This window comes from Mesorhizobium sp. WSM4806 (assembly GCF_055811635.1).
The window spans coordinates 1-23,551 of record NZ_JBVVQZ010000037.1 but is presented as its reverse complement, the minus strand read 5'-3'; the positions used below and the strand labels follow the sequence as shown (position 1 = coordinate 23,551).

Here is a 23,551-nt window from a genome sequence, read left to right as displayed (position 1 = left end):
GTGAAGAGAGGCTTCTTTCCAGAGGGGTCTAAGATCCTCTACGCGCATCTCGGCGGCGCGCCTGCGATCAACGGGTACGGTTTCGCCTTCCGCAATGGATGACGCGCGACAGCTCGCGTTGCGCCGCCCTGCCTTGGCAGCGCTGCGCCAAGTTTGTGCGAAGGCCGTTGGGAAACCGCAGTGGGCTGTTAACTGCCGCCACGATGTGGGGTCGTGGCGCTGGTATGCTTGCCAGTAATTGCTCAATGTGTCCTGGAGCCGCATAATAGATCTCCTGGTGCGCTGCCTCGATCGACTCATTATAAGGTGGACGATGTGGCGCGCCACAAGCCGCGCAAATCGGCACGGACGGCCGCAGAAGCAGCCTAATCATTGGCGGAAGCGTGGGGTCGAGCTCTCGACAAGATCGTCTTCCTCGGATCCCTCTCCTCCTCCTGGCCTATTTCGGTGGATACGAGGATCATGAGTGCCGAACTGCCCTTTGCCCCCCAGTTTTCCTCCAGGAAGCGGTCGTCGCTTCGCAGCGGTACGGGTGACCTTATCCGGACGACGATGGCTCTTCCGATTCTTAAGTCCAAATGCTCTCTGGCGTGAGGATCTCGAACGTAACAATCCCCTGTTCGATTAACCGTGTGTCTGTGCGTTCGATCATGCGCAGCATCACATCCATGAGTCTCAGGCATCCTGTCGACGGGATCGCACAAGGAAGCAGTAATCAAGCCTTCGCTCAATCCCTTGCGTGTCTCGGGCCTGATGTCGCGGCAGACGACCCGGATTTGCACTGGTGCTCCGCAGCGAGCTCGCGCATGGCACGCGGGACGCCGGAAATGCCGCCGCCATTGACGAAGATGCCCCTGAGCTCCGGTTCCTCCGCTATCAGCCTGCGAACGACTGCATAGGCGTTCTTCGGCGCCTCATGGGTCAGGAGCGTTTCGCTGACGTGGAAGTCGGGCGCGTGCGCGCGCATGTAGGAGCGAAAGCTCGCATCCGAGATGTCTTGGAACTGATGACGGTTGCTGCCGATGAGAGGAAACACCTTGCCGGGCTGACCGCTGATAAACCATGCGGCGGTGCAGCCGGCCTTCCAGTTGTCGGTTCCCACAAAGCCGGCCCGGCTGGCGGCGGACAGGTCGGTGACGTAGGCGATCACCGGAACGCCTTTGACTCGCAACTCATCAATCGCCTGGCCAACGAGCGGGTGATCGGCCGAGATCACCGCGATTGCATCGGCGCTTTCGCCTATCTTGAGCAGATTGGCAGCGACCGCTTCGGGGGAAGGGTCCTCCTCGAAAGAATACGTCTGGCTTAATAACAGCATCTGCGCGCCGCGCGGAGGCACCTAGAAGCGCCTCGGCCCAGATCTGACAGAGCGGCCGGTGCGATTGCTGCATGAGAAAGCTCAAGTGCCGATGCGGGAGATTGTCCCGCCTGCGTTCGTGCAGCGGCCCTGAACTGTGGAAGCCGATTTGCTGCGCTGGGCCTCAGATGAGGTCGGCCGTCTGCGGTCGCAGTGTGCCAGTTCCGTGCAAGAGCCTATTGACCGTGGAAACACTTACGCCCGCGGCTTTCGCCAGATCGGCGATCGTTGGCCTGTTCATTAGCAGCCTCCCATATGCAATTCGTGAATGACGTCTTCCAAGTGCAAATGCCATGTCAGCGGCGAAAGAGGCGTAGGTCTCCGGATCCTTCGAGGAGAGGCCTGACGTGTTGCACGAAATTCTCCGCGCGCCTGACGCCCAATCGGCAAGATTGTTCGCCCGCGGCGGTTTTTCCCGATGGCACCACGCGCGCTGCGGCGGTGCGATCCCAAGCCGCGCGGTGCGCTGCAACGCGAAAGGGCCAATCTGGCTGACGTCAACTACAGTGCTTTCTGGACCTCGACAACACTTTTGCCATTCTGATTCATAGGGATGGCTTGGCCCCGGAGCTTGATGGGGTCGCGCGTATCCTTCATGACGGCAGCCGCCTTTTCAATTCGACCGCACATGAGATCGACCTTGCTGAATTACCTGCTCGATTGTCTTCCGGCGGTCGAGCAGATCCAATTCGTCAAAAATAGATACTGACCTGAGGCTGTGACGATCGCCATCAGGGCGGCACGCGCATTCACTGGACGCACGAGCATTGCCAGATCGAAGGCGCTTATCAGGAATCCTTTGATTGGGCCGAGGCGGGGCCAGGGGAGGGATATCCGCCAACATCGCGTCGCCGCAGGCGCCTGCGCCCGTGCCGGCGTACGCAGGCGCCGGTATTGATTGCCGATGAGGTCGTCATTCGTCGCTGCAATGATGCCGATGGTGCGGCCATGCTGGTTATGGACGTGCATGGACGATCCTCCACATAAAAGGGGGCAGGCTCGGGCATCAACCGCCTCTCGTCGAACCACAACCTCTCCTTTTGCTCCACGATCAATTCCGGCCGGGATAACAACCGCAGCCTGCTCGCCATGGTGCTGCCCAAACAGCACCACGCGAACGGCGAATATCATCAAGGTCGATGGTATGGAACAGCCCTTCGAAACGGCATCGAAGGCCTACCCTGGTCGTGCTGAACATCACAAAGAGAAGGAAACGATCTATGGAACAGATTGCCACCGTCGGCCCAGATCTGGGCGCTCATTTCATGGGCGGCCACGGGAGCGTCTTTGCAGGATCGGAATTGCTGCGCGAAGATTACACTCGATGCAGGTCCCGCAACCGAAACCCCAGCTATGTCTATGCTCGCGGTCTCCGCTATAGCAGGTGTGGCTTCCTCGCAGATGAGCTTCACCAGCGCCTCGCCGCCCAGCCAATCCGCCAGCGCCCAGGTCTGCGCCTTGTCGCGCCGCATGAGGGGTGTGTGAATGATGAAACGCGTCTCCATTCCCAAGGTTCAAGGCAAGTTGCATCGCTTTAACTGCGTCATCTCGACAATCCGGGTAGCCGGAACAATCCGTCTCGGACACGCCGATCACGAGGTGTTTCGCGCCCATCCGGTAAGCTATCGCGGCCGCAAAGCCAAGGAACAGAAGGTTGCGGCCAGGCACGAAGGTATTTGGTAGACCGTTCGCGTTCCGTGCGATCTCGTGAGCGCGGTATCACTGATTTGGCCGAGCACGGCCAGGTCAATCATGTGGTCCTCGCCTAGTCGCCCACGCCCGGCCGGAAAGTCTGTTCGATGCGCTCGAGCAGGTAGCGCCGCACATCGAGCTCGATCCGATGCCGCTGCCCATAGTCGAAGCCGATTGTCTTGACGCGCTCGAAGTTCTCGAGCGCCCAACCCAGGCAGGTTGTCGAATCCTGGCCGCCAAAGAAAAGGACGAGTGCGGTTCCGGGATCTCGTTGCATCGGGTCAACCCTCGTATTCAGCCCAGCACACGGTGTCTCATAGATTGTTACCGAGCACATTTGGCCAAGAAGCGGCTTGGTTTGGTTCCAGATCCAGACCGCAATGTTTTCCGCTGTCGGATTTTCGAGACCCTCAATCTGATTCAGATACTGATGGTCGAGACGTTGCAGAAGCGGTCCGAACACAGCCTCGACATCGAAGAAATCGACGACAAAGCCCGTATGTGGATTGACGGGCCCTTCCAGACGCAGTTCCACACGATATGAGTGGCCATGCATGCGGTGACAGCGGTGGGTATCTGGCACCCGCGGAAGACAGTGCGCTGCCTCGAAGGTGAAAGCTTGCGTAATTTTCATGGGATCCCGAGAAAGGAACTTGTGGGTTTGAAGGCTCAACCGCCAACGTGGATTGGCAAGACAATAGGCCACTGCGGCGGCCGTATTCGCCTCGCGCTCGGGGCCATCCATCGGCTGAAGCAAAAGGTGCTCAAACGCGAGAACTTCGAAATGTTCGGGCTGCGCGCCAATCTGAGGATATACAAGCTTTAGCTCGTCCCCTGCCATGACCACGAGCCGCGCATTGCATTTCGGACTGACGCACAGCCAGTTTATGCCGGCGGGTGTGGGGATGGTACCGTTTGTCTCCACGGCAATTTGAAACGCCAAGAAATGCAGCGCTTCCAGGAGTTCTTCAGCGATCTGGAGGAGAGGTTCCCCTCCGGTGAGCACGACAAGACGCTGCCCGGTTCCCGACCCGCGCCAGGGTTGTTCGACCGCCAACGCAAGCTCCCGCGCGGTGGCAAAAATATCCGCCACCGGGGCCATCTACCCCAACGAAATCGGTGTCGCAGAATCGGCAGAATGCTCTTGCCCGGTCGCCTACACGTCCCGACCAAAGGTTACAGCCGGCGAAACGACAAAATACGGCAGCCCGCCCGGCATTTCGTCCTTCGCCTTGAATGGTGTAGAAAATTTCCTTGATCGCATATGGCATTGCTTACGCGGCCTTCGACTGAGCAAGGGAGCATCTCTGCAGGCTACGAGGCGCGGCAAAAGGTGGGAAATGTCCCACTGCACGTTCTGCAGCTCATTCCACCGTCGAGGCACGATGCCGAAAACCCAATCGCCCGAACTCCACGCAGAATTAGGTTTCAGCGGGTGGAGGCCACGGGGAAGGGCCTCTCGCTCCTCGAAGCCTATCACCGCGAGAAACGCCTCTATCACGTCGCTCATGGCGATGATGCCTTGACGAGGACGAGGCGTGAGAATCCTGGTGTCTTCTCGAAAGCCTGCCTCACAGCACGGAAAAACTCGCTCATCAGCCGCAAGCCGCGCTCCAGGAAGAGGCGGTCGACCGATGAGTATGTCGTGTGCGGCGACAGGGTGCCGAGAAAATCCGCTTATCTTGATCGTTGATCTGAAGGGCTTCATCGATGGTCTTGCCGACAATGAATTCGGTAAACGCCGAGGAAGCGGTTATGCCGAGCTGCGGCCGAAGGTCTGGAACCGATGCGGCGTCTTACGGTCGAAACCCATCGTTAATTTAAGCCCATCGCCGCAGGCGACGGCGCCGACCTTGCCGGCCGCATTGGGGGTTTCCGATGCGCCGACATTGTTCGGGTTGATGAAACTGACCTTGTCGCTGAAGAGGTAGACTTTGTCGGTGTCGTCCCGCATGGGCGCCGATCCTTGTCGTGATGGCGGCTAGCCGAAGGACTTGCCGCAGGCGCATTTGTCCCGCGCGTTGGGATTGTCGAAGACAAAGCCCGAGGACTCCAGGTCCGTGACGAAGTCAACGGTCATGCCGGCGAGATGGGGCTGGGAGCTTGCGTCGACAAACACCTTGATCCCGTCCGTCTCCATGACGGTATCCCGCTCGCGCGAGACGCTTTCCAGACCCATCAGATATTTGCGGCCGGCGCAGCCGCCTGCCTCGACCATGATGCGAAAGCCTTCCGCCGGTTCGTCGGCGCGGGAAAGCGCGGCCTTAACAGCGGCGAGGGCGTTTGCAGTGAGTGTGATCATGGGACTATTTTCTTGCTGATGCATTCGCAAGCCACGCCGCACAGAACATGCCAGAGAGGAAAATTCTATAAAATAAGCGGGTTAGCGGATTTGGCGCCCTCTCTCACATCCATCAATTGTCGGATGTCGGACAGAGTGAAACCTTGCGTACAAAAAGCGGCATCGGACAAATCGCCAGTGTCGTCGCCCGAGCCAGCGTTTCGATCATATGAATGTTGACCAGTGTAAGGGCAGGAACTCTTGTCGTGCTGCGCTCCCAAAGCCGCGCCATTGTCACCACACAGTGAGGTGACGAACACCGCTTGGTCGACATCCGCATCGATCGGGCCTTCTCGAAGCAGGCGCGGTCGATTCTGCGTCAGCTCGTGGATGCCGAACACCACCCGCGTGCTCGGCCCGTGGCCTGCAGTGCGGCCGTCACCTCGGGAGGGCCGACTGAGGAATTGTAGACGCCTCGAAGCCAGGGGTGGACCAACGCGCCGCCCAGCGAACGGCGTCATCACCGCCGGCGGCCACGGCCGCGATTAGAGGCGCTCACTTCCAGTTCTGTCGCCAGTTCGCGGTCTGGCTCGTCCGCGTTCCAAAACGAAACTCGAGCGAGGATTGGTCTCGCTGTCACATCGAAGGAGAGAAATCGCTATCTGTCACAGCTACTCGTCGGCAAGGATCCCGTCACGGCCGACGTAGAGAAATACCAAAGCATCGTGGTTGCAGTCATGCTGGAAGAACCGGTGCGGTTATGTCAGTCGCCCTCGCCAACAACGCCGCCGATAGCGTTGCCGCAAAGGCGGGTACTGACTGCCACGCTATCGCTATCCAAAGCGTTACAACAGATTCGTCAAACAAGTTTACAGACTCTTTGCGAATGCAAGAGGCGACCCAGGCAGCGGCATAGAAAAGCCGGCCGCGATCATCCTGGAGCCCATCCAGGCGGAAGGCGGCATGAACACCGCATCCGCACCATGGCTCTCAGAAATTCAGCGCATTTGCCGTAAGCACGGCGTTGTGTTCATCGTCGACGACATCCAGGCGGGTGCGGGCCGAACTGGCAATTTCTTCTCGTTCGAGTTCGCGAAAATCGAACCCGACATCGTTACCCTTTCCAAATCCCTGAGCGGTTCAGGCAGTCCATTGTCGATTGTACTTATTCGGCCCGACTTGGACATATGGAATCCCGGAGAACACAGCGGCACATTCAGAGGAAACAATTTCGCCTTCGTGACGGCAGGGGCCATGTGCAAAATGTGGTCGGACACGAAGTTTACTGCTGGTATCGAGCGGACAGCCATTAAGCTGCAAACGCACCTCGACCGGCTCGTTGCGAACTTCCCCAAGTGCATCGAACAAAAGCGCGGCCGTGGTCTGATGGCCGGCCTCAAGTGCCGTTCACCGGCAGTTGTCAGCCGTGTGCACGATGTCGCGTTCGAAAACGGCCTGCTGATCGATCCCTCGGGGCCAAATCGCGACGTCATCAAAGTCCTTCCGCCGATAACCATCTCAGATGATGAACTCGATCACGGCATTGCCATCCTCGATCAGGCACTACAGGAGAAAAACAATGGCGACTAACCAAGTACCTCAAACGCCGGCCATCTCGCCGCTTACGATCAAAGAACGAACCGGATCAATCAGCACAGCGGAGATCATCTCGGTCCTGAAAGGTGAGATCACGGCTCTGCACATCAAGCGAGCTTTCAGCACCGAAGTAGCCGAGGAGATCACTACGAACTTTGTTGGCCGTCCATCAAGGAGCGTAAAGATGGCGTCCCCGGACAATATGTCGGCGCATCCCATTACAGGAAGGATGCAGCCACGTACTTCGCACAGGCGGAAACTGCTCGACCGTACGTAAACGCCCTTTTTAGCAATTTGGTTGATCCGGTTCACGGATTATTCGGCGCGTTGAAGCGCGAGCTTCACGACCAGGGCATTGAATTGCGGCTGGCCCGTTCGGCTCAGGGTCAGGCCAATATTTGTCGCGCTCTAAGTTGGTCTGGCAGTGGCACGTTTTCCTTGGAGCCCCACGACGATGTCGCTCAAGTCGCATGTGCTGGGAACGACTACGAGATTTCCGCGGTGGCCAACAACACCGTCGCAGCACTCAATTTTTATCCCAGCATGCCTGAGGAAGGTGGAAACTTGAGGCTCCGGAGCCATAAGCCAACAGTCGCGAATCGAAAGTCGCAGGGTGTGGAGACCACGGGATATCCCTACTCCGCAGCTTATCTCGAGGCCGTGCCTAGTCGCGAAATCCAGCTCAAGACTGGGGATATCGCCCTACTTGATGGCGGTTTCGTTCATGGGGTCACCGGTCAATCAGGTAACGGAAAGCGTCGCGTGCTGCTGAACAGCTTTTTCGGGTTTGCGCGGCCGGATCTTGTTCTCTGGTGGACCTGAAGTTCGACGTTGTAGCGATTGACCGGCTTCCGCCGGCAGTTAAGGCCTCGACATTCTCGCAACGGGTGATCTGCCATGGGTAATTTCCTCCAGCTGGGTTAGAGACCGGCCTCGGGCTGACGAAGAGAAAGCGGTTTACGGAATAGCAGATCATCGCGGTTTTGCGCGAGCACGCCCAAGCGCGAAGCCGTCTGCGGGTCGCCGTGGGTCGGAACGGGCTGGCATGTTCGATCATCACCGCCGACGGCAAGATGATCCGTATGCGCTGTTGCAGCTGACTTGGTCCCGACGGTTTGATCGGCTCGATGGGGCGCAGGGGGGAATCGGTACGACAACGCCAAGGCCGAGAGCTTCATGAAGACGCTGAAGGTCGAAGCCGTCTACCCCATTGCTTTCGAGACCTCCGCGGACGTCGCCGGACACCTTCCCCACTTCATCGAGGAGGTCTACCACAAACGCAGGCTCCTTTCGGCGCTGGGATATCTCAGCCCGCAGCAGTTCGAGGATTCGGCACGTCCGGCAGACTGGCAAAACAGCGGCCTGATCAGTGTCCGGGGGCGCACTCCATGGGGAGAGCCGTCCATCGAAGAGATTGCCACAATCGGTTCGGATATCGCCATAGAGGTTTTTCAGGTTCATGGCATCAATGCTGCCGGAGCAGTCGCCGTTCGTCGAAAGCTTCGGCGCGATGAGGTTGTTGGATTTCGCGGTTGCGTCATGAGACCTGCAACGCTGGCCACCGTTGCGAACTCCGCTGTACTCTGATCCATTTTGTTTCCGCGAACATCTTTAGACACGTCCACGCGGGGCTAGCCGGCGTCATTTTTTTAAGAGAAATTATGGCGATGCAGCAATGATATTAAATTTCAATCGAGGATTATTAATAAAATTTCACATACAATTGCTATGTATTATGGTATTACTTGGAATATATTATAGTATCGCGTTGATAATGCAATGAGACCTGGAACTAAGTCTCATCAAAGTCGTACTTGTGAAAGGACGTCCTGATGTCTGCAGTAGAATCCGTAGCAAGCGCTGTGAGCGCCAGTCGTTTCCGCAACACCGCTTCGGTCATTGATCGGACGCGAATGCATTTCGAACGGGCTCACCAACGTGGTCTCATGGCCGTTTACGGACGGTCGATGGAAGGGAGGACGATCAGGCTGACGAGAGGCGAGCGACGAGGCGATACCGTTGCCGACTATGTACGTTGTTGCTACCTCGGCCTGGACAATCATCCGGCTATCGTTGCCGGCGCAGTTGCCGCAATACAGGAATACGGATCACTCCACTGGTCATGTGCTCGCACGCGGCTGAATTTCGGGCTCATTGGTAATCTTGAGGATATGCTTTCCCAACTTTTTGGGGCGCGCGTTATTGCCTATTCAACAGTCATGATTGCCAATATGGGTGCATTGCCAATCATCGCCTCCGGATATCTAACGGGAGGTCAAAGACCTGTCATGGTGTTCGACCATCGGGCCCATGCCTCCCTCGCCTTTCATAAGCCAGTCGTGGCCGAGGAGACCCAAGTTAAGACGATTCCTCACAATGACCTGGATGCTTTGGAGCAGATTTGCCGCAAGCATCCAGTCGTCGCTTATGTGTGCGATGGCGTCTATTCGATGGGCGGCTTCGCGCCGATCGAAGGGCTTCTCCAGTTGCAGGAAAAGTATGGTCTTTTTCTTTACATCGACGACGCGCACGGAATTTCCCTCTTTGGCGAAAATGGTGAAGGCTTTGCGCGCTCGCGATTGACCCGTGAGCTCGGTGAGCGCACGATCGTCGCGGCGTCCCTCGCCAAGGGCTTCGGCGCGTCGGGTGGCATGCTCATGCTTGGAACGGCGCATCAGGAAGAGCTATTTCGTTGCTACTCCATTCCACATGCCTTCTCGGCTTCGCCCAACGTCGCAGCTGTCGGTGCCGCTCTAGTCTCGGCGGAAATTCACCGGACGAGCGAGCTCAAGGTTCGCCAAGGTCAATTGGTCGAGCGCATCGCCTTTTTCGACGAGCTCATCGAGACAGATCAGCGAGGCGCCTCTCTGCCAATTCGTATGATAAAGGTGGGCGACGAATTCGCAGCGATCGATCTCGCAGAGCGCCTGCTAGATGACGGCTTCTATACATCCGTCACGTTCTTTCCGACGGTCGCGCGCGGCCACGCGGGCATACGCATCTGTCTGACCGCAAGTCACAACCTGTCGGATCTGGAGCGGCTCTGCAGCAAGATTCAGAGCTACCAACCCGTGTTTACCCCAGCCTAACCCAGAATGTCGCCGATGCTGACGCTACGCCCGGGTCGGCTCCCGCCGGGACGACCTACGGGTGGAGTGTTCCCCCCGAAGGAGCCTCATCGGGGCTCCAGCGATTTTCGGAGTTTCGGATCATGATCAACCATGATCAACTTAGCATCTCCCGCCTTGCTCACGAGCGCAAAAAAGTCACGCTAGTGGCGACCCGCGCAGCAGTGTCCATGAGGCGCATTTCTTTCTGACTTCCGGGAAGAGAGCGTATGTAACAGACGTCGACGAGAACTCCTATCTGAATTCCAGAACAATTCATCGCCCTGATCCGAGCGTATGGCCACCCCGATGCCGCGCTCATGGAGCAAATCGGCTGCGGGCGTCGCAGCGTTGTCATAGATCGTAGTGGTGATGATCAACTAGCTATGACTTTTTTGAGAACGATCATGCTTGTTCTTGAAACATCGCGTCTTTTCATTCGTCCCTTAGCCATTTCGGACTTCGAAGACATTCATCGGCTTCACACCGATCATCTTGTCGTGCAATCGCTGTTCTCCGGCGAGCCTCCGTCGTGGGAAAACACACAAGAAAAGATGAAGCAGTATGTGCGGGATTGGCGGCAGAACGGCTTTGGCTTTTTCGGCGTTTTCCTGAAGAATTCGACGGTACCGGGCGAGTTCGCGGGCCGCGCGGGACTACGGCATTTCGAGGATACGACGCACGTCGAATTCGGCCTTTGCCTGTTCGGGCATGTTGCCGGCCGTGGGATCGGCCCGGAAGTCGGCCGAGTGATCCTGCGCTTTTCGTTCAACGAGCTCAATCTGGAGCGAGTCGTTGCGGTAGTTCGGCCAGAGAACAAACGCTCTATTCGCGCCCTGGGAAAGATCGGATTCACGCACCTGGAAGACAGAGAATATGGCGACCACGTGAAGGGCTTCTATGAGGTGCACGCAACCCAGTACGGCATCGCCCGCCAAAGCGGCGGAACCAGAGCAGATACGGACTGAACGTCGCTCGTCGGCTACTTTGAACGGCCCTCATTCATGGAGAGAACGCTGGAGAACCTTGTTGTCGGGCAATGCGAACAGGTAGTCGAGCGCATTGTTCTCGCACCAGGCCATGACCTGCGCCCGGCCATAGTGGCCGTCGCCGCGGACCAGGATGCGGGTGGCCGGCTAAAGCGGGATGAATTTAGGTTGGCGCATAGCCGGCCTCGATGAAGTACATTTCTGCATTCGGTTGACGTGACAGTGCCGAGGATTTGGCCGATAGCGTCACAGACGGTATCGACTGTTCGCCTGGCAGCCTTGCGCAGCCAGTGCTTGAGCTTGGCGAAGAATTTCTCAATAGGCTTGAGGTCGGGGGAGTATTTGGGCAGCAAGAACAGCCTGGCGCCGGCCGAGCGGATGGCACGGCGCACGGCCTTGCCCTTGTGCGAATCGAGATTGTCCATGATGACGATGTCACCGGGCTTGAGGGTGGGGACGAGAACCTTGTCGACATAGAGCTGGAAGCGCTCGCCGTTGATCGGTCCGTCGATCAGCCATGGTGCATCGACGCGGTCGTGGCGCAGCGCCGCCAAGAAGGTCATGGTCTTCCAATGGCCGTGCGGCACCTTGGCCCTGAGCCTTTGGCCACGAGGCGCCCATCCTCTGAGCGGCGCCATATTGGTCTTGGTCCAGGTCTCATCGATGAAGACCAGGCGGGAAGGATCGATGCGGTCCTGATACTTTGCCCACTGTGCTCGCCTGCGCGCCACATCGGGGCGATCCTGCTCAGCCGCGATCAGCGTCTTTTTTGTGACTGAGCTTCTCGGCATGGACGAACTCCCACACCGAGCGGTAATCGACCTTCAGGGCGCGCTCGCCAAGCTCGGCCACAAGAACGCGCAGTGTGAACTCCGCCGCCCGGCAGCGCACCAACAGCCACTCCCGATGCTCTCCGGCATCTTCTTCGGGTCTGTGCCCACCCATTTTGCCGGGTGAGCTTGTTCGTCTCGCGCAAGCGGCGCACCCATCGGATGACCGTGCTGATTCCAACCCCGTAGCGCTCTGCCTCCTGCTCAACCGACGCTACCACCCGCGTGCGAAGATCCATCGAGTAAGCTTGCCCATCCATGCTGGCCTCCTGACCCAGCCAGCGGGTTGAATCAGATTTGCTCGCCTTCGGGAATCCCCTTTCGATTCAGACTCAATTCATCCCGCTCTAGCGGGCGCGGATGCGCCGGACGAGGCGGCGCTGATGGCCGGGGATCTCCTTGCCCGTCGGGGGCTTGCCAGGACGCAGGATCACGGCGACCAGACGTCCGGTCTCTGCGCCATAGATGTGGATCGGCAGGAAGCAGCGCTCGTCGGTCGAGCGTTGCGCTTTTGGGCGGCGCGGCACTGCTCGAGCCACAAATCGACCAGCACCCCGGATGCCGGTGCGCAGGTCTGGCAGGTTCTCCATGCGCGAGCAGGTCGGCTGCGAGCACAGATCAAATCCCGCTGTCGGGCAGCGCCCCGCAGGCGAGCTTGAAGGCCGGGTCGGTGCGCAGCGGCCTGCGCTTATCGAAGGGCGAGATCGTTGGCATCCTCGTAGCCGCTTGCGGTCGCAAAGATGCGGGCGCGCAGAATGTCGGCCATGGGGTGCGTTACCCGCTGTGGGTCCGACCGTCGGGACCTTTCGGCGAGTAGCCCGCATTGCGGCCGAGGCCATCTTGGTCGCGTAGATCGACCGTGTCGGCATGGATCTTACAAACGGGGAAACGGAGGCGGAGCTTGACCGCGGCAGGCTCTACCCGTTCTCTCGTCTGGCTGAAGAAGGCGACGCGCCAGCCCGCACCGATAAGCTGCGCGACGGTCGCAATGCCGATTCAGGTCGCTCCCCCGGTGACGACCGCAATACCCACACGTTCGCTGTCTTCCGTCACACAACGGACCCCATGTCGTAAGCGGCGTCGCGGTCAAGCGTGTCAAAGAGAGAGAGCGCTGGGTAAGCGTCCGGATCGGCCATGACCTCGACAAGCCAAGGTCGCCCTGAGGCGAGCGCCTCGTCGAGAGCAGGCCCGATGTCGCCCGGCGCCTTGACTACTGTCGCACCGCAGCCGCACGCCCGCGCGATCGCCGCGTGGTCGACCGGAGCGAAATGGCAGGCGGTCGTATAGGCCCCGAACTTAACGGTCTCGGCATCCTTCTGGAAGCCGAGCACGCCGTTGTTGAGGACGATCAGGACGACGGGCACGCGGCTGCGCACCATCGTCTCTAGTTCCGCCCAGCTGTGAGCGAAGCCGCCATCGCCCGTGACCGCCACAACCGGCGCCTCCGGCCGCGCGATCTTCGCCCCGATCGCAAGGGGTAAGCCCCAGCCGAGGCCGGCGAGGCCACGCGGCGTGAGAAAGCGCTGGCCGACGCGCTGCGAGCGCAACTGACCGACGATCCACATGGACGAATAGCTCGCGTCCGCCACGACGATCGTCTCGGCAGCGAGGCGCACCTGGAGCTCCCGCATCACGCGTTCGGGCCGGATGGGACTCCTGTTGCTACGCGCGAGCGGCGCGCGGTCCTCCTCAAAGGCGGCCCAGGCGGCCGCGACGCGCATTTCGGCGTGCGCTCGCGCGGTGCGGCGGTGCGACTGGTCGAGGCGCTCGATGGCTTCGCACAGCGCGTCGAGCGTCGCCGCCGCATCGCCCACGAGGCGCAGCGCCTCGTAGTTGCGGCAGATCTCGGTCGGGTCGACGTCGATATGGATGACGCGCGCGCCCGCCGTAATCTGGCGCCAACTGTCCGTTCCGTTTTGGTTGGTGCGCGTGCCGACTAGGAGCACGACATCAGCCTCGTCGAGAATTGCCTTCGTTCGCCGGCCGAGCGAGCGCGGACCTGTGAGCGAGCCGAGCACACCGCACGAGAGGGGATGGAGTTCGTCGACTGCACCCTTGCCCATGTTGGTCGTGAAGACAGCCAGATGTGCCTTCTCCTGCAGGCGGGCTAGCGCCACCGAGGCCATGGGCGAGGTTGCGCCGCCGCCGGCGACCACGACGGGCGCACGGGCTCCGGTGATGAGCGCGGCCGCCTCGCACAGAACGTCGTCCGCCGGCCGTGCGCGGTCGATCGGCCAATGGCCGAAGCTCGCGCGTCGGATATGTCTTGGCGCGACGGCCGGCTCACGCAGGAGGTCGGCTGGAAGCAGGAGAACCGCAGGCCCCGGCCGGCCGCTGCCGGCCGCGATGAAGGCCTGGTCAATATAATCATCTGCCCGGTCGGCGGTAAGGATGCGGCGCACCCATTTGGCGCAAGACGAGAAGAGGGCGAAATGGTCGAGCTCCTGGAAAGCGTTGCGGTCGACCTGCGGCCGCTCGACCTCCTGCACGAGAGCAACGATGGGCACACTCGCCTTGAGGGCCTCGGCAAGCGGCGGCACAAGTAGCGTGGCGGCAGGCCCGTTTTGGGCCGCGACCACGGCAATTCTGCCGGAGACGCGGGCAAACCCGTCCGCCATGGCGCCGCCCATGTTCTCCTGCCGGTAGGCGAGCTGGCGGATTCCGATCGCCTCGCAGGCGAGGATGACGGCGGACGGCAGACTTTGTCCAAAGATCACCTCGATGCCGTGGCGCTTCAACGCGCGCGCAATCGCCTCTGCGACAGTTTCCATGATCACACACCCTTTAGCGTATCGAGGAGCGCCGCGCGCTCGTCGAGAAAATGATCGAACACGTTTGCGACGAGCGCGATGTCGTCGTCGCCCATGGGGGTCGAGAGACAGGCGGCGGCCGCGTTGGGCAGGAGAATGCCGTTCGCGGAGAAGAAGCGGCTGAGCTCCTTCATCACGCCGTCCTCTCGCGGGCCGAGGAAGGCTTCGCGGAACTCGTGGGGCGGCCTGCGCCGCGGGTGAATACGGAAGAGGGAGGCGGCGCCTGTGACGCTCAGGGGAGCGCCGTGCCGCGCGATAATGCGTTTGAGCCCGTCCCGCAGCCTATCGCCCAGCCGCTCGAGGTGGTCGAAAGCGGCGTGGTCGAGGGCTTCCATCGCGGCGAGCCCGGCCGCCATCGAGACCGGATTGGCCGAGAAGGTGCCGCCCTGCGGCAGAACAGGACGGCCTGATCCGGCATCGAAGACTGCCATCACCTCGCTGCGGCCGCCGATCGCGCCGATAGGGAGCCCGCCCCCGATGATCTTGCCGAGTGCGAAGAGATCGGGCGCGAGTCCGTAGCGCGCAGAGGCGCCTTCGTAGCCCTGTCGGAGATTGAGGACCTCGTCGCTAACAACAAGTATATCGTGACGACGGGCCGTCTCTTGGATGGTGGATACGAAATCCGGCGAGGGCGAAACGAGGCCACCGCGGCTCGGCATGGGGTCAACGAGGACGGCTGCCAGGCGCCCTGCATGTTCCGCGATCAGCCGGCGCGCACACTCAGCGTCGTTGAAGCGCAAGATCACGACGTCGTCGAGCACGGCTTGCGGCATGCCACGGTAATAGAGAGTGGCCGCCGGATGTGCGGGATCGCCCCACGTCTGAGGCGTCGCGGCCTGGCTGACTTCTACCCAGTCATAGGCGCCGTGATAGGCCCCCTCGATCTTGGCAATCGCGGGACGCCCGGTGAACGCCCGCGCCGCCTTGATCGCGAACATGACCGCCTCGGTACCGGAATTGACGAAGCGGATGCGGTCCAGGTGTGGAATGCGGGCGCAGAGAAGCTCGGCGAGTGCAATTTCGATCTCGGTTGGGTTTGCGAAGCAGCTTCCGCTCCTGAGCTGTTGCGTCACAGCCTCGATCACGGGCGGGAAAGCGTGGCCGTGGATGAGGGTCGTGAAGTTGCCGTTAAGGTCGAGGAAGCGGCGCCCGTCGACGTCGACGAGAAATGCACCTTCGCCGTGATGCATGTAACGGGGAATGGGATCACGCTCGATCGTGACCCGCGCCGTGCCGTCCGGGAAAACACTACGCGCCCGGCCGAAGGCCTCGGCCGAACGCGGCCCGACGGGCGGATGGGGGGACAATGCTGCTTGTTCGAACACACGGCTATCCTCTTGCTAGGGAGGCCGGCACGATAGAAGAAAATGTAATTTGATGCAACAAAAATGAGGAATGTTTTGCCGGCTCAGTCGCCGCGAGAGTGCACGAGATTGCTCAGCCGACGGTATCCGTCGCGTAGGTCATTTTCGATAGCCGCGCGAACCGTCGCGGGATCACGATCCTTCAGGCCGCGAAGGGCCCACTGATGATTCGCCACGCCTTGTCGCTTGATGGCGAATTCGGGATAGAGACCGTTGAAAGACGGGCCGATCCTGAGCCACTGCGATTCGATCATGGCGACGAGACGCGGCATCTGCGAGCGGTTGTAGATGCGGAAGTGGAAGTCCTTATTGAGCCGCAGCACCTCCATGTAACGCCGTTCGTCGAGAGCCGTGTTGAGCTTCTGCTGCGTGTCCTCGAGAAATGCAATGTCGTCCTCGCTCACGTGTAGCGTCGCCTCTTGAGCGGCGAGGCTTTCGAGGGCCAGGCGGATCTTGGTGACCTCGTCAAGCACGGCCATTGTTAGCACGGGCACCACGACCGTCTTCGGCCCGAGATTGACGAGCGCACCTTCGCCGATCAGCCGGTTTATGGCATCGCGCGCCGGCGTCGTCGAGACGTGGAGCGCTTGCGCGACTGAGCGCACCGTGAGCTTGGTGCCCGGTTCGCACTGCCCGCCGATGATGGTCTCCTTCAGACTCTCATAGGCGAGCTCGCCGAGGCTGCTCTGGCGGTCGAGGGGCGCGAGTGGTGCTTGGACGATGTTCTGATGCATGAAAGACCAAGTGCTAATCGAGAGCATGGACCATGAACCTCGCAAGCCCTATTGACAAGGGCTCCGAGTCAATCCGAAATGTTACATCAAATGTCAATATGTGATGGACTGCGAGTGGAAGCTCGACGCCAGATCAGTGGCCTGGCAGACCGCCGGCCCAACAAACTGAGTGGTGAGAGTGGACGCAAAGGAAAGCAATAGGACCGGCAGTCCCGTAAGCCGATCGGTCCGGCAGAGACAAGAATGCCCGGCCGGCTAGTGGCCGCAAATGAGGGGGCGTGCCCAGGATCTGCTCGTACTGGACGCCGGCGCCGTCATGACGAGCTTGCCTTTGCCCTGTGCTATTATGGCCGGAGCGAGGAGGAACAAACGGCAGAATCGCACCGACTACTCGCCCTCGAATGGACCATTGGGTTCGAATCGTCGCCCCTTGCTTATCATGGCCTGTTGTGGCGACCACTCTCTACGCGCGGTATTTTTTGGAATTTGATGTAACATTTGTGGACATGCAGATCGAAAAGCTTATAAATTGGCCAATTGGTGCATCAAGGGGAGAAGAATGGTCCGGGTATTCGTGTCGAGCCTGTTCCACGAGGGCAATAGCTTCAGCTCGGTCCAAACCACCCTTTCCAGCTTCTGCGTTGTTCGCGGAGCTGCCCTCACGGCCAAGGGACAGGTCTCAAACGCGTCGCTTGGCGGTGCCTGTAGACGGCTCGAGCGAGCTGGAGCGAGCATCCTACCCGGCCTCTCGGCAGTGGCTCCGCCGGGCGGGCCGATAGTCGATTCCGTCTATGAGCGCCTGCGTGACGACATTGTCGCAGCAGTTCGAGAGGCGGAGCTAGACGGTGTCTATCTCGACCTTCACGGGGCCATGGTGACCGAAACGCTGGACGATCCTGAGGGCGATCTCATCGCCGCGATCCGGAAAGCCGTCGGGCCGCGGGTCGTCATCGCCGTCAGCCTCGACCTGCACGCCCACGTCACCGACGCCATGCTGGCGAACGCCAACACCATCGTTGCCTGCAAGGAGAACCCGCACACAGACTACCCTCTCGCGGGCGAACGGGCCGTGGAACTCATGCTCGCGATGCTCGAAGGCAGGATTGTACCGGTTACGGCCGCCGTGCGCCTACCTATGATCGTTGGCGTCCAGATGGAAACCGCGCGCGGGCCGCTCTGTGAGGTACACCGGTTGCGACGCCAGATTTCGGCGCAGGAGCCGGCCGTCCTGGACATCTCGATCTACAATACGACGACGCTCGTCGACGTTGCCGACGGCGGCCAGTGCATCACGGTGACGACTGATGGAGCGGCGGATGTGGCCGCGGAGATCGCCGCCCGATTGGCACACGAGCTTTGGCTGAGACGGTTCGCCTTCAAGCCGGATTTCGTGCCTCTCGAGAAAGTGCTCACGGACGTGGCGGCGGAACGTCTGCGGGCCCCGGTCATCGTGGGCGACCAGGGCGATCGCGTGCTCGCAGGTACGGCGGGAGATGGAACCTTCATTATCAGTGAATTGCTCTCGCGCTGGCACACTATCCGGGCTCTCATCCCGCTAACAGATCCAGAAGTGGTCGCTGCGGCGGGCAGGCTCGGTGTCGGTTCTGTCTATCGCGGACCGATCGGTGGCAAGCTGTCGAATGGTATCTCTCCCGTCGACGGGGAATGGCGAGTCGAGCATCTGGGCGATGGATATTTTGTTCACGACGGTCCTTTTCTCGCGAATGAGCCCGGCGCGCTCGGCGCGACAGCCGTGCTGCGTCGGGATAGAGTGACGGTCCTCGTGACGAGCCTGCCGGGCTTCACGCAAGATCCGGCCGCCTTCCGCAGTCAAGGCGTCGATCCGGCCGTCTATGACATTGTAGTCACTAAATCCGGCTATCATTTCAAGATTTCTTTCGCCTCGGTCGGCCCGTGCATCGTCGTCGACACGCCCGGCATTTCGAATTTCCAGATCGGCCTGCTGCCGTACCAGAAGCGCAGGCCGATCTTCCCCGAGGACGAGGTTCCTGAGCCGAAGTTCGCGGCACGCCTGTTTGGGGGAGTCCGGACCTAGCAGGACGTTAATTCTTCGACGAGCCACCTTTTCACTCTCCCCCGGAATTTCGTTGGGAAGGAGCTTGCACCCGTGTGATGTGCAGTCAGGACAATGATACGTGCCATGACTTCCTCCGTTCTACCGGCCTCGATCAATAGGAGAAAAATTTACTATGAGCATCATTGAGAGGACCATAAATCTCTCCGATTCCTCGCTCCTGAAGGCCCAGTGCTATGTGGACGGCGCCTGGATCGGGGAAAGTGTCGACTCGGTCGACAACCCCGCGACGGGCGAAGTTCTGGCCAAAGTGCCGCGCTTCGGCGAGGCCGAGACGATGGCTGCGGTCAAGGCCGCGAGCCGCTCGGATTCTATTTAGCGCTGCCACCCCGTTGACGCAGCGATGCCGTGTCCCCTCGGCGCGTTCTTCAACAGCCTGCTCTGCGGCGCCCTGTCCTATCCAATTCGCCCACCTCCAACGCGCAAATAGGCGCCGGCAACATAGCTCGCGTTATCGGACAGAAGCCAAGCGATCGCCTCGGCGATCTCCCGTGGGTCGGCGGCCCGGCCGATCGGGATCGTGACCTCGGCCTCGGCAATCTGAATGGGATCGGGAAGCTCGGTTCGTGTCGCCCCTGGGCTTACCGTATTGACTCTTATGCCTTCGCGCGCGACCTCCTGGGCGAGTGCCACCGTGAAGGAGTTGATGGCGCCCTTTGAAGTCGAATAAGGCACCCGTCCCCCCGAGGTTTTTCCCTCCGGATCGGGCAAGAAGACCGGATCGGACGATAGGGCACCGCCGGTCTTCGACAGCCCGGAGGAGATGTTGACAATGGCACCGCCCTGGCCGCCGCGCCGCGTCGACATGCGTCGGATCGCCTCGAGCGAGCAGTACATCGTCCCGAGGAGATTGACTTCAATCACTTGACGAACACCGGCAGGGTCTAAATCGATGAAACGCCCCCGCCTGCCGACGATACCGGCACAATTCACGAGAGCGGTTAACGTCCCGAACTCACGGTCCAGGGTACCAAACATTCGCTCAACCTCGGCCTCGTTCGCGACATCCCCCCGTATAATAGCGGCCTTGCCTCCGGCCCGCTCGATATCCGCTACGACACTGTCTGCCGGTATCCGATCGTGTCGATAGTTGACGCCGAGAGCCCACCCCTGTTCGCCGAGAAGCCGGCAGGTGGCCGCGCCGATGCCCGTGCTTCCGCCGGTCACGAGCGCAATTTTCGAGGATCCTGTCGTCACTGTGACCTCCGTTCTAAAAGGCACGGCGTGCCGCGCCGCAGATCTGCCAAGTGGCGAGCCCGATTACGCGCGCCGCTCGTTCCGAGCTCGGGCGGATCGCTGGCCTCGGCCAGGCAGATCCGGCCATCGCCAGGAACATCGTGAACCTCCCCAGCGCTTCAGCATGTAGGATCGGCTCAGCAACCGGAGAGCGTCGAGACGATTTGGCCCGCTCGGCCGCATCCATTCCTCAAGTGCCTCCGCGATCGGCCGGCTTTCCTGCCGGCGTCGTTCGCGCCACCTCCGCTGGTGCGGGGAGGTGAGGGCCCGCTGATTGTCCTTGTTCGCCAAGGGTCTGAAACGATGAGATCGACCAACCAATTAAGTCGACGGCACGCTGCAGTATCGCCTCGGTCTGGGCCCTGTTGGGCGAAGCGGCAATGACATGTCCAATGCGGTCTCGGTGATCGCCTTTTCTCACGATCGGCGTCTTGGGGTCAAAATAAAACTTCACCTCGGAAATACCTGATATAGCAGCCGCCCGACCGCCGCCATCAATCCAATCGAGGGTGCCATCGCGATCAGGAATTAGGTACCGCACGGCCGCGGCGTGCGAATGCCTTTTGCGCAAATCCCATTCGCCGCCGATGACAACCTTGATGTGTTCGGTTATGAGATCGACACCGTATGCCAGTTGAACCAGTTGAGGATCGGTCCCACCCGGAAGACGTGGATTGACTTCAATGACAACTGGGCCAAGTTTCGTCCACCGGAACTGAATAATTTTTGGCCCCCATTCAAGGCCGAGAGCTCGCAAGCAGCTCAGTGAAATATCGGCGACACGCTTATGCTCGTCCTCAGTCAGCGCTGCCGGATGGATGCACTCACGAAAGACGAAATGCGGTAGGGGGCCGAAGTCAGCAGCGGCAATCGCGATGACCTCAGGTCCCATTATGTCAGCGCCATAGAATGGGCCTTGTGCGAATTCTTCAACCAGAATCCTCGGCGAAGATCGCCATACATGCTTCCCGCCCAACAGAAAAGTCGTATGTTCGGCTACCTCGGCAACATTACGGCACAATCTGACACCGCTGCTGCCAGTGCCTACGGCTGGCTTAAGAATCACCGGCAGGCCGATCTCAGCGGCACAGCTTTCTACCTCCGTCGCAGTCGCTGCCAAGCGATAAGCAGGTATTGGAACGCCAGCGTCCGCAAGGAGCTGACGCTGAACGTATTTGTCGCAACATCGTTCAATCGATTTTGGATTTGGTCCCGGTAGATCGAAATGCCGGCAGAGCTTGCCGACTGTCGCATAGACCTCCTCCTCGGCGCCCGTAATGCCAGCAATGTCATAGGTCGCACGCAGGCGGGAACATTCGTGGATCAGCGCATCGAGATTGTCTGTGTCGACACGGATTGTCTCAATGCTTTCCGCCGCAAGATAGTCGTACCGAGCTGGATCAGTCGACAGGGTAATTGGGTGAAGACCAAGACGCTGGGCCGCTTGGATGAATAGCAGACCAGTACGCGCATGGCCTTCAACCATGATGAGCGCTCTTCTTTTCATTGGCGTTGACTCTCCGTTGCGTGCTGTTCGGCGTCTGAGCGTTACAGGGATTTCTTTAATCGGTGCCTGACCTCAGACTTTGAGATGAACGTACCATCGTTGGTGATTGGCGGTTGCAAAGATTCTGTGAAATGTACTTGCAGGATCTGTTGCGCCGTTTAATTGTCGGCGGTATGGCAGTGAGCGTCCCGATGAGCTTCGGAGGGCTGTCCACATCGATCCGATCGAGGATGCCACCGCGATCAGGAACTAGGGACCGCACGGCCGCAGTATGCGAATGCCTTCTGCGCAAATCGCATTTGTCGCCGATGACAAGCTTGATGTGCTCCGTGACGAGATCGACACCGTAAGCCAGCTGAATTGGTTGAGGACCGCCACCAACGCGCGGATTGACTTCGATGACGACTGGGCCACAGTTCGTCCATCGGAATTGAACACACGTTGGCCCCCATCCAAGACCGAGAGCTCGCAAACAGCTCAGCGAAAGATCGGCGATACGCCTATGCTCGTCATCAGTCAGCGGGGCGGGGAATATGGCCTCAAGGAAGACGAAATGCGGTCGGCGGTCGAAGTAAGCGGCGTCAATCCCAATGACCTCATTTCCCATCATACATGCGCCATAATCGGGGCCTTGTGCGAATTCTTCGACCAGTATCCTCGGCGAAGACCGCCATATGTGGCTTCCCGCCCAATAGATAGGCCGTGTGTTCGGCTAACTCATCGACGTTGCGGCACAACCGGACACCGCTACTGCCGCTGCCTCGGCTGGCTTGAGAACCACCGGCACGCCGATTTCAGCGGCAGAGCTTGCTACCTCCGTCGAGTTCGCTGCCAAGCGATAAGCAGGTACTGAAATGCCGGCTTCCGCGAGGAGTTGACGGTGAGTGAATTTGTCGCAATATCCTTCAATCGATGCGGGGTTCGGTCCTGGTAGATCGAAATGCCGGCAGAGCTCGCCAACTGTCGCGTAGGCTGACTCATCGAGGCTGTAGACTCATTACGCTTGGCACCAGATGCGGGTTGCGACGAGCTTGACGGCGGCGAGGTAGTTCGCCGGGTCCTTGTCGTAGCGCGTTGCGATGACCCGGAAGTGTTTGATGCGGTTGAAGAGGCGCTCTATAGGTTTCGCTGACGATAAACCCAGGCGGAGAAGGAGAAGGTGCCCTTGCGGTTTGCCTTTGGCGGGATGTTTGCCCAGGTCTTGCGCTCCGCCGCCCTGGCACGGATCGCGTCGCTGTCGTAGCCCTTGTCGGCGAGCAGGAATGTCGCCCTCGCCGAGAGCGTCGAGCAGGGCTTCGCCCTCTTTGCAGTCGGCAACCTGCCCGCCGGTCAGACGCAGAGTGACGGGACGGCATTCGGCGTCGACGAGCGCGTGGATCTTGCTGGTTAGGCCGCCGCGGGAACGTTCCATACCGCTCGATCCCCCTGGCCGCGTGCTGGTGGACGCGGACACAGGAAGAGTCGAGCATGACGATGTCGCTGTCGTAAGCCTCGGACACTGCTTCGAGAAGCCGGTCCCAGACACCTGCCTTTCGCCATCGCACGAAGCGGTTGTAGCAGGTGGTCGGCGGTCCGTATCGTTCCGGTATCTCCGCCCACGGTGAGCCCGTCCGGAACCGCCACAGGATGCCGCTCAAAACGCGACGGTCATCAACACGCGGCACGCCGCGAGGCTTGTTGGGCAGTAGCGGAGCAATGATCGACCATTCCCGGTCGGTCAGTTCGTAACGGCGTCGCGTCATCAAAGGCCCTCCTCGTCAAGGACCCTTGAATCAGTCGCGCTATCAATTGCCAACGAGTTTTATGAGTTCACGGCTAAGTGTGGAGCCTCAACAGGTTGTCCTGGGTCAGGGCGAGGCGGCTTATAGGTCGTTTGGGTCGCGCCGGTAAGACGGCACCGCCGCGACCGACTTCCCAGCAATGCGGATGTCTCCCTCAGTAGGCGCTACGAAC

At 60.1% G+C, this 23,551-nt stretch carries 17 protein-coding genes and 9 pseudogenes; 8 read left to right on the top strand and 18 right to left on the bottom strand.

Annotation, left to right across the window (positions count from 1 at the left end; all coding sequences use genetic code 11):
- Nucleotides 1-568 precede the first annotated feature (568 nt).
- From AC0L2M_RS33570 to AC0L2M_RS33530, 9 genes and pseudogenes are all read right to left on the bottom strand, one after another.
- Nucleotides 569-1,598: pseudogene (locus tag AC0L2M_RS33570) on the bottom strand (LacI family DNA-binding transcriptional regulator).
- Nucleotides 1,599-2,005: 407 nt separating this feature from the next.
- Nucleotides 2,006-2,326, bottom strand: coding sequence for a hypothetical protein (locus tag AC0L2M_RS33565; protein ID WP_473537104.1), 321 nt, complete (start codon nt 2,324-2,326; stop codon nt 2,006-2,008).
- A 294-nt stretch (nt 2,327-2,620) separates the two neighbouring features.
- Complete coding sequence (locus tag AC0L2M_RS33560; RefSeq protein ID WP_473537103.1) at nt 2,621-3,025, bottom strand: 7-cyano-7-deazaguanine synthase; 405 nt, start codon at nt 3,023-3,025, stop codon at nt 2,621-2,623.
- A 97-nt stretch (nt 3,026-3,122) separates the two neighbouring features.
- On the bottom strand, nt 3,123-3,326 hold the full coding sequence (locus tag AC0L2M_RS33555) for a 7-cyano-7-deazaguanine synthase (RefSeq protein ID WP_473537102.1): 204 nt from the start codon (nt 3,324-3,326) through the stop codon (nt 3,123-3,125).
- Nucleotides 3,327-3,330: 4 nt separating this feature from the next.
- Nucleotides 3,331-3,683: pseudogene (queD, locus tag AC0L2M_RS33550) on the bottom strand (6-carboxytetrahydropterin synthase QueD).
- 12 nt (nt 3,684-3,695) lie between these two features.
- Nucleotides 3,696-4,320, bottom strand: a pseudogene (queE, locus tag AC0L2M_RS33545) (7-carboxy-7-deazaguanine synthase); the annotation flags it as partial.
- Between the two features lie 482 nt (nt 4,321-4,802).
- On the bottom strand, nt 4,803-5,003 hold the full coding sequence (locus AC0L2M_RS33540) for an iron-sulfur cluster assembly scaffold protein (protein ID WP_473537100.1): 201 nt from the start codon (nt 5,001-5,003) through the stop codon (nt 4,803-4,805).
- 27 nt (nt 5,004-5,030) lie between these two features.
- Entirely contained in the window at nt 5,031-5,351 is a 321-nt protein-coding gene (locus tag AC0L2M_RS33535; protein WP_473537099.1) for an iron-sulfur cluster assembly accessory protein, read from the bottom strand.
- Nucleotides 5,352-5,416: 65 nt separating this feature from the next.
- Nucleotides 5,417-5,734 (bottom strand): hypothetical protein, encoded by a 318-nt coding sequence (locus tag AC0L2M_RS33530; protein ID WP_473537098.1) that lies wholly within the window; start codon nt 5,732-5,734, stop codon nt 5,417-5,419.
- Nucleotides 5,735-6,227: 493 nt separating this feature from the next.
- On the opposite strand from AC0L2M_RS33530, the pseudogene AC0L2M_RS33525 reads away from it, so the two are divergent.
- From AC0L2M_RS33525 to AC0L2M_RS33500, 6 genes and pseudogenes are all read left to right on the top strand, one after another.
- A pseudogene (locus AC0L2M_RS33525) lies at nt 6,228-6,920 on the top strand (aminotransferase class III-fold pyridoxal phosphate-dependent enzyme); the annotation flags it as partial.
- A gap of 174 nt (nt 6,921-7,094) precedes the next feature.
- Nucleotides 7,095-7,748, top strand: a complete 654-nt coding sequence (locus AC0L2M_RS33520) for a 2OG-Fe(II)-dependent halogenase WelO5 family protein (RefSeq protein ID WP_473537105.1) — start codon at nt 7,095-7,097, stop codon at nt 7,746-7,748.
- A 324-nt stretch (nt 7,749-8,072) separates the two neighbouring features.
- Nucleotides 8,073-8,243: pseudogene (locus AC0L2M_RS33515) on the top strand (integrase core domain-containing protein); the annotation flags it as partial.
- A gap of 87 nt (nt 8,244-8,330) precedes the next feature.
- Nucleotides 8,331-8,453: pseudogene (locus AC0L2M_RS33510) on the top strand (IS110 family transposase); the annotation flags it as partial.
- A 305-nt stretch (nt 8,454-8,758) separates the two neighbouring features.
- Nucleotides 8,759-10,015, top strand: a complete 1,257-nt coding sequence (locus tag AC0L2M_RS33505) for an aminotransferase class I/II-fold pyridoxal phosphate-dependent enzyme (RefSeq protein ID WP_473537097.1) — start codon at nt 8,759-8,761, stop codon at nt 10,013-10,015.
- A 425-nt stretch (nt 10,016-10,440) separates the two neighbouring features.
- Nucleotides 10,441-11,001 (top strand): GNAT family N-acetyltransferase, encoded by a 561-nt coding sequence (locus tag AC0L2M_RS33500; protein ID WP_473537096.1) that lies wholly within the window; start codon nt 10,441-10,443, stop codon nt 10,999-11,001.
- A 184-nt stretch (nt 11,002-11,185) separates the two neighbouring features.
- Here the strand turns inward: AC0L2M_RS33500 and AC0L2M_RS33495 are convergent.
- From AC0L2M_RS33495 to AC0L2M_RS33475, 5 genes and pseudogenes are all read right to left on the bottom strand, one after another.
- A pseudogene (locus tag AC0L2M_RS33495) lies at nt 11,186-12,112 on the bottom strand (IS630 family transposase).
- A gap of 96 nt (nt 12,113-12,208) precedes the next feature.
- A pseudogene (locus AC0L2M_RS33490) lies at nt 12,209-12,591 on the bottom strand (transposase); the annotation flags it as partial.
- 310 nt (nt 12,592-12,901) lie between these two features.
- Complete coding sequence (locus AC0L2M_RS33485) at nt 12,902-14,623, bottom strand: acetolactate synthase catalytic subunit (RefSeq protein WP_473537095.1); 1,722 nt, start codon at nt 14,621-14,623, stop codon at nt 12,902-12,904.
- Nucleotides 14,624-14,625: 2 nt separating this feature from the next.
- Complete coding sequence (locus AC0L2M_RS33480; protein ID WP_473537094.1) at nt 14,626-15,987, bottom strand: aspartate aminotransferase family protein; 1,362 nt, start codon at nt 15,985-15,987, stop codon at nt 14,626-14,628.
- An 83-nt stretch (nt 15,988-16,070) separates the two neighbouring features.
- Nucleotides 16,071-16,760: a GntR family transcriptional regulator gene (locus tag AC0L2M_RS33475; protein WP_473537093.1), complete on the bottom strand. Its 690-nt coding sequence runs from the start codon at nt 16,758-16,760 to the stop codon at nt 16,071-16,073.
- 559 nt (nt 16,761-17,319) lie between these two features.
- On the opposite strand from AC0L2M_RS33475, the gene AC0L2M_RS33470 reads away from it, so the two are divergent.
- Together AC0L2M_RS33470 and AC0L2M_RS33465 are read left to right on the top strand one after the other, a co-directional pair.
- Nucleotides 17,320-18,816, top strand: a complete 1,497-nt coding sequence (locus tag AC0L2M_RS33470) for a M81 family metallopeptidase (RefSeq protein ID WP_473537092.1) — start codon at nt 17,320-17,322, stop codon at nt 18,814-18,816.
- Nucleotides 18,817-18,970: 154 nt separating this feature from the next.
- Complete coding sequence (locus tag AC0L2M_RS33465) at nt 18,971-19,174, top strand: hypothetical protein (protein WP_473537091.1); 204 nt, start codon at nt 18,971-18,973, stop codon at nt 19,172-19,174.
- Nucleotides 19,175-19,251: 77 nt separating this feature from the next.
- On the opposite strand, the gene AC0L2M_RS33460 is transcribed toward AC0L2M_RS33465, so the two are convergent.
- The 4 genes and pseudogenes from AC0L2M_RS33460 to AC0L2M_RS33445 form a co-directional block, all read right to left on the bottom strand.
- Nucleotides 19,252-20,052, bottom strand: coding sequence for an SDR family NAD(P)-dependent oxidoreductase (locus AC0L2M_RS33460; protein ID WP_473537090.1), 801 nt, complete (start codon nt 20,050-20,052; stop codon nt 19,252-19,254).
- 229 nt (nt 20,053-20,281) lie between these two features.
- Complete coding sequence (locus tag AC0L2M_RS33455) at nt 20,282-21,598, bottom strand: ATP-grasp domain-containing protein (RefSeq protein WP_473537088.1); 1,317 nt, start codon at nt 21,596-21,598, stop codon at nt 20,282-20,284.
- Nucleotides 21,599-21,653: 55 nt separating this feature from the next.
- Nucleotides 21,654-22,577: pseudogene (locus AC0L2M_RS33450) on the bottom strand (ATP-grasp domain-containing protein); the annotation flags it as partial.
- Nucleotides 22,576-23,340: an IS5 family transposase gene (locus AC0L2M_RS33445; protein WP_473537087.1), complete on the bottom strand. Its 765-nt coding sequence runs from the start codon at nt 23,338-23,340 to the stop codon at nt 22,576-22,578. The pseudogene AC0L2M_RS33450 and the gene AC0L2M_RS33445, both read right to left, overlap by 2 nt.
- Nucleotides 23,341-23,551: the final 211 nt, after the last annotated feature.

Coding starts and splice junctions, on each gene's coding strand:
- AC0L2M_RS33555 (WP_473537102.1), bottom strand. CDS start 3,326: ATGCAACGAGATCCCGGAACCGCACTCGTCCTTTTCTTTGGCGGCCAG.
- AC0L2M_RS33470 (WP_473537092.1), top strand. CDS start 17,320: ATGGTCCGGGTATTCGTGTCGAGCCTGTTCCACGAGGGCAATAGCTTC.
- AC0L2M_RS33475 (WP_473537093.1), bottom strand. CDS start 16,760: ATGCATCAGAACATCGTCCAAGCACCACTCGCGCCCCTCGACCGCCAG.
- AC0L2M_RS33535 (WP_473537099.1), bottom strand. CDS start 5,351: ATGATCACACTCACTGCAAACGCCCTCGCCGCTGTTAAGGCCGCGCTT.
- AC0L2M_RS33445 (WP_473537087.1), bottom strand. CDS start 23,340: ATGACGCGACGCCGTTACGAACTGACCGACCGGGAATGGTCGATCATT.
- AC0L2M_RS33540 (WP_473537100.1), bottom strand. CDS start 5,003: ATGCGGGACGACACCGACAAAGTCTACCTCTTCAGCGACAAGGTCAGT.
- AC0L2M_RS33465 (WP_473537091.1), top strand. CDS start 18,971: ATGAGCATCATTGAGAGGACCATAAATCTCTCCGATTCCTCGCTCCTG.
- AC0L2M_RS33500 (WP_473537096.1), top strand. CDS start 10,441: ATGCTTGTTCTTGAAACATCGCGTCTTTTCATTCGTCCCTTAGCCATT.
- AC0L2M_RS33565 (WP_473537104.1), bottom strand. CDS start 2,326: ATGCACGTCCATAACCAGCATGGCCGCACCATCGGCATCATTGCAGCG.
- AC0L2M_RS33455 (WP_473537088.1), bottom strand. CDS start 21,598: ATGAAAAGAAGAGCGCTCATCATGGTTGAAGGCCATGCGCGTACTGGT.
- AC0L2M_RS33505 (WP_473537097.1), top strand. CDS start 8,759: ATGTCTGCAGTAGAATCCGTAGCAAGCGCTGTGAGCGCCAGTCGTTTC.
- AC0L2M_RS33485 (WP_473537095.1), bottom strand. CDS start 14,623: ATGGAAACTGTCGCAGAGGCGATTGCGCGCGCGTTGAAGCGCCACGGC.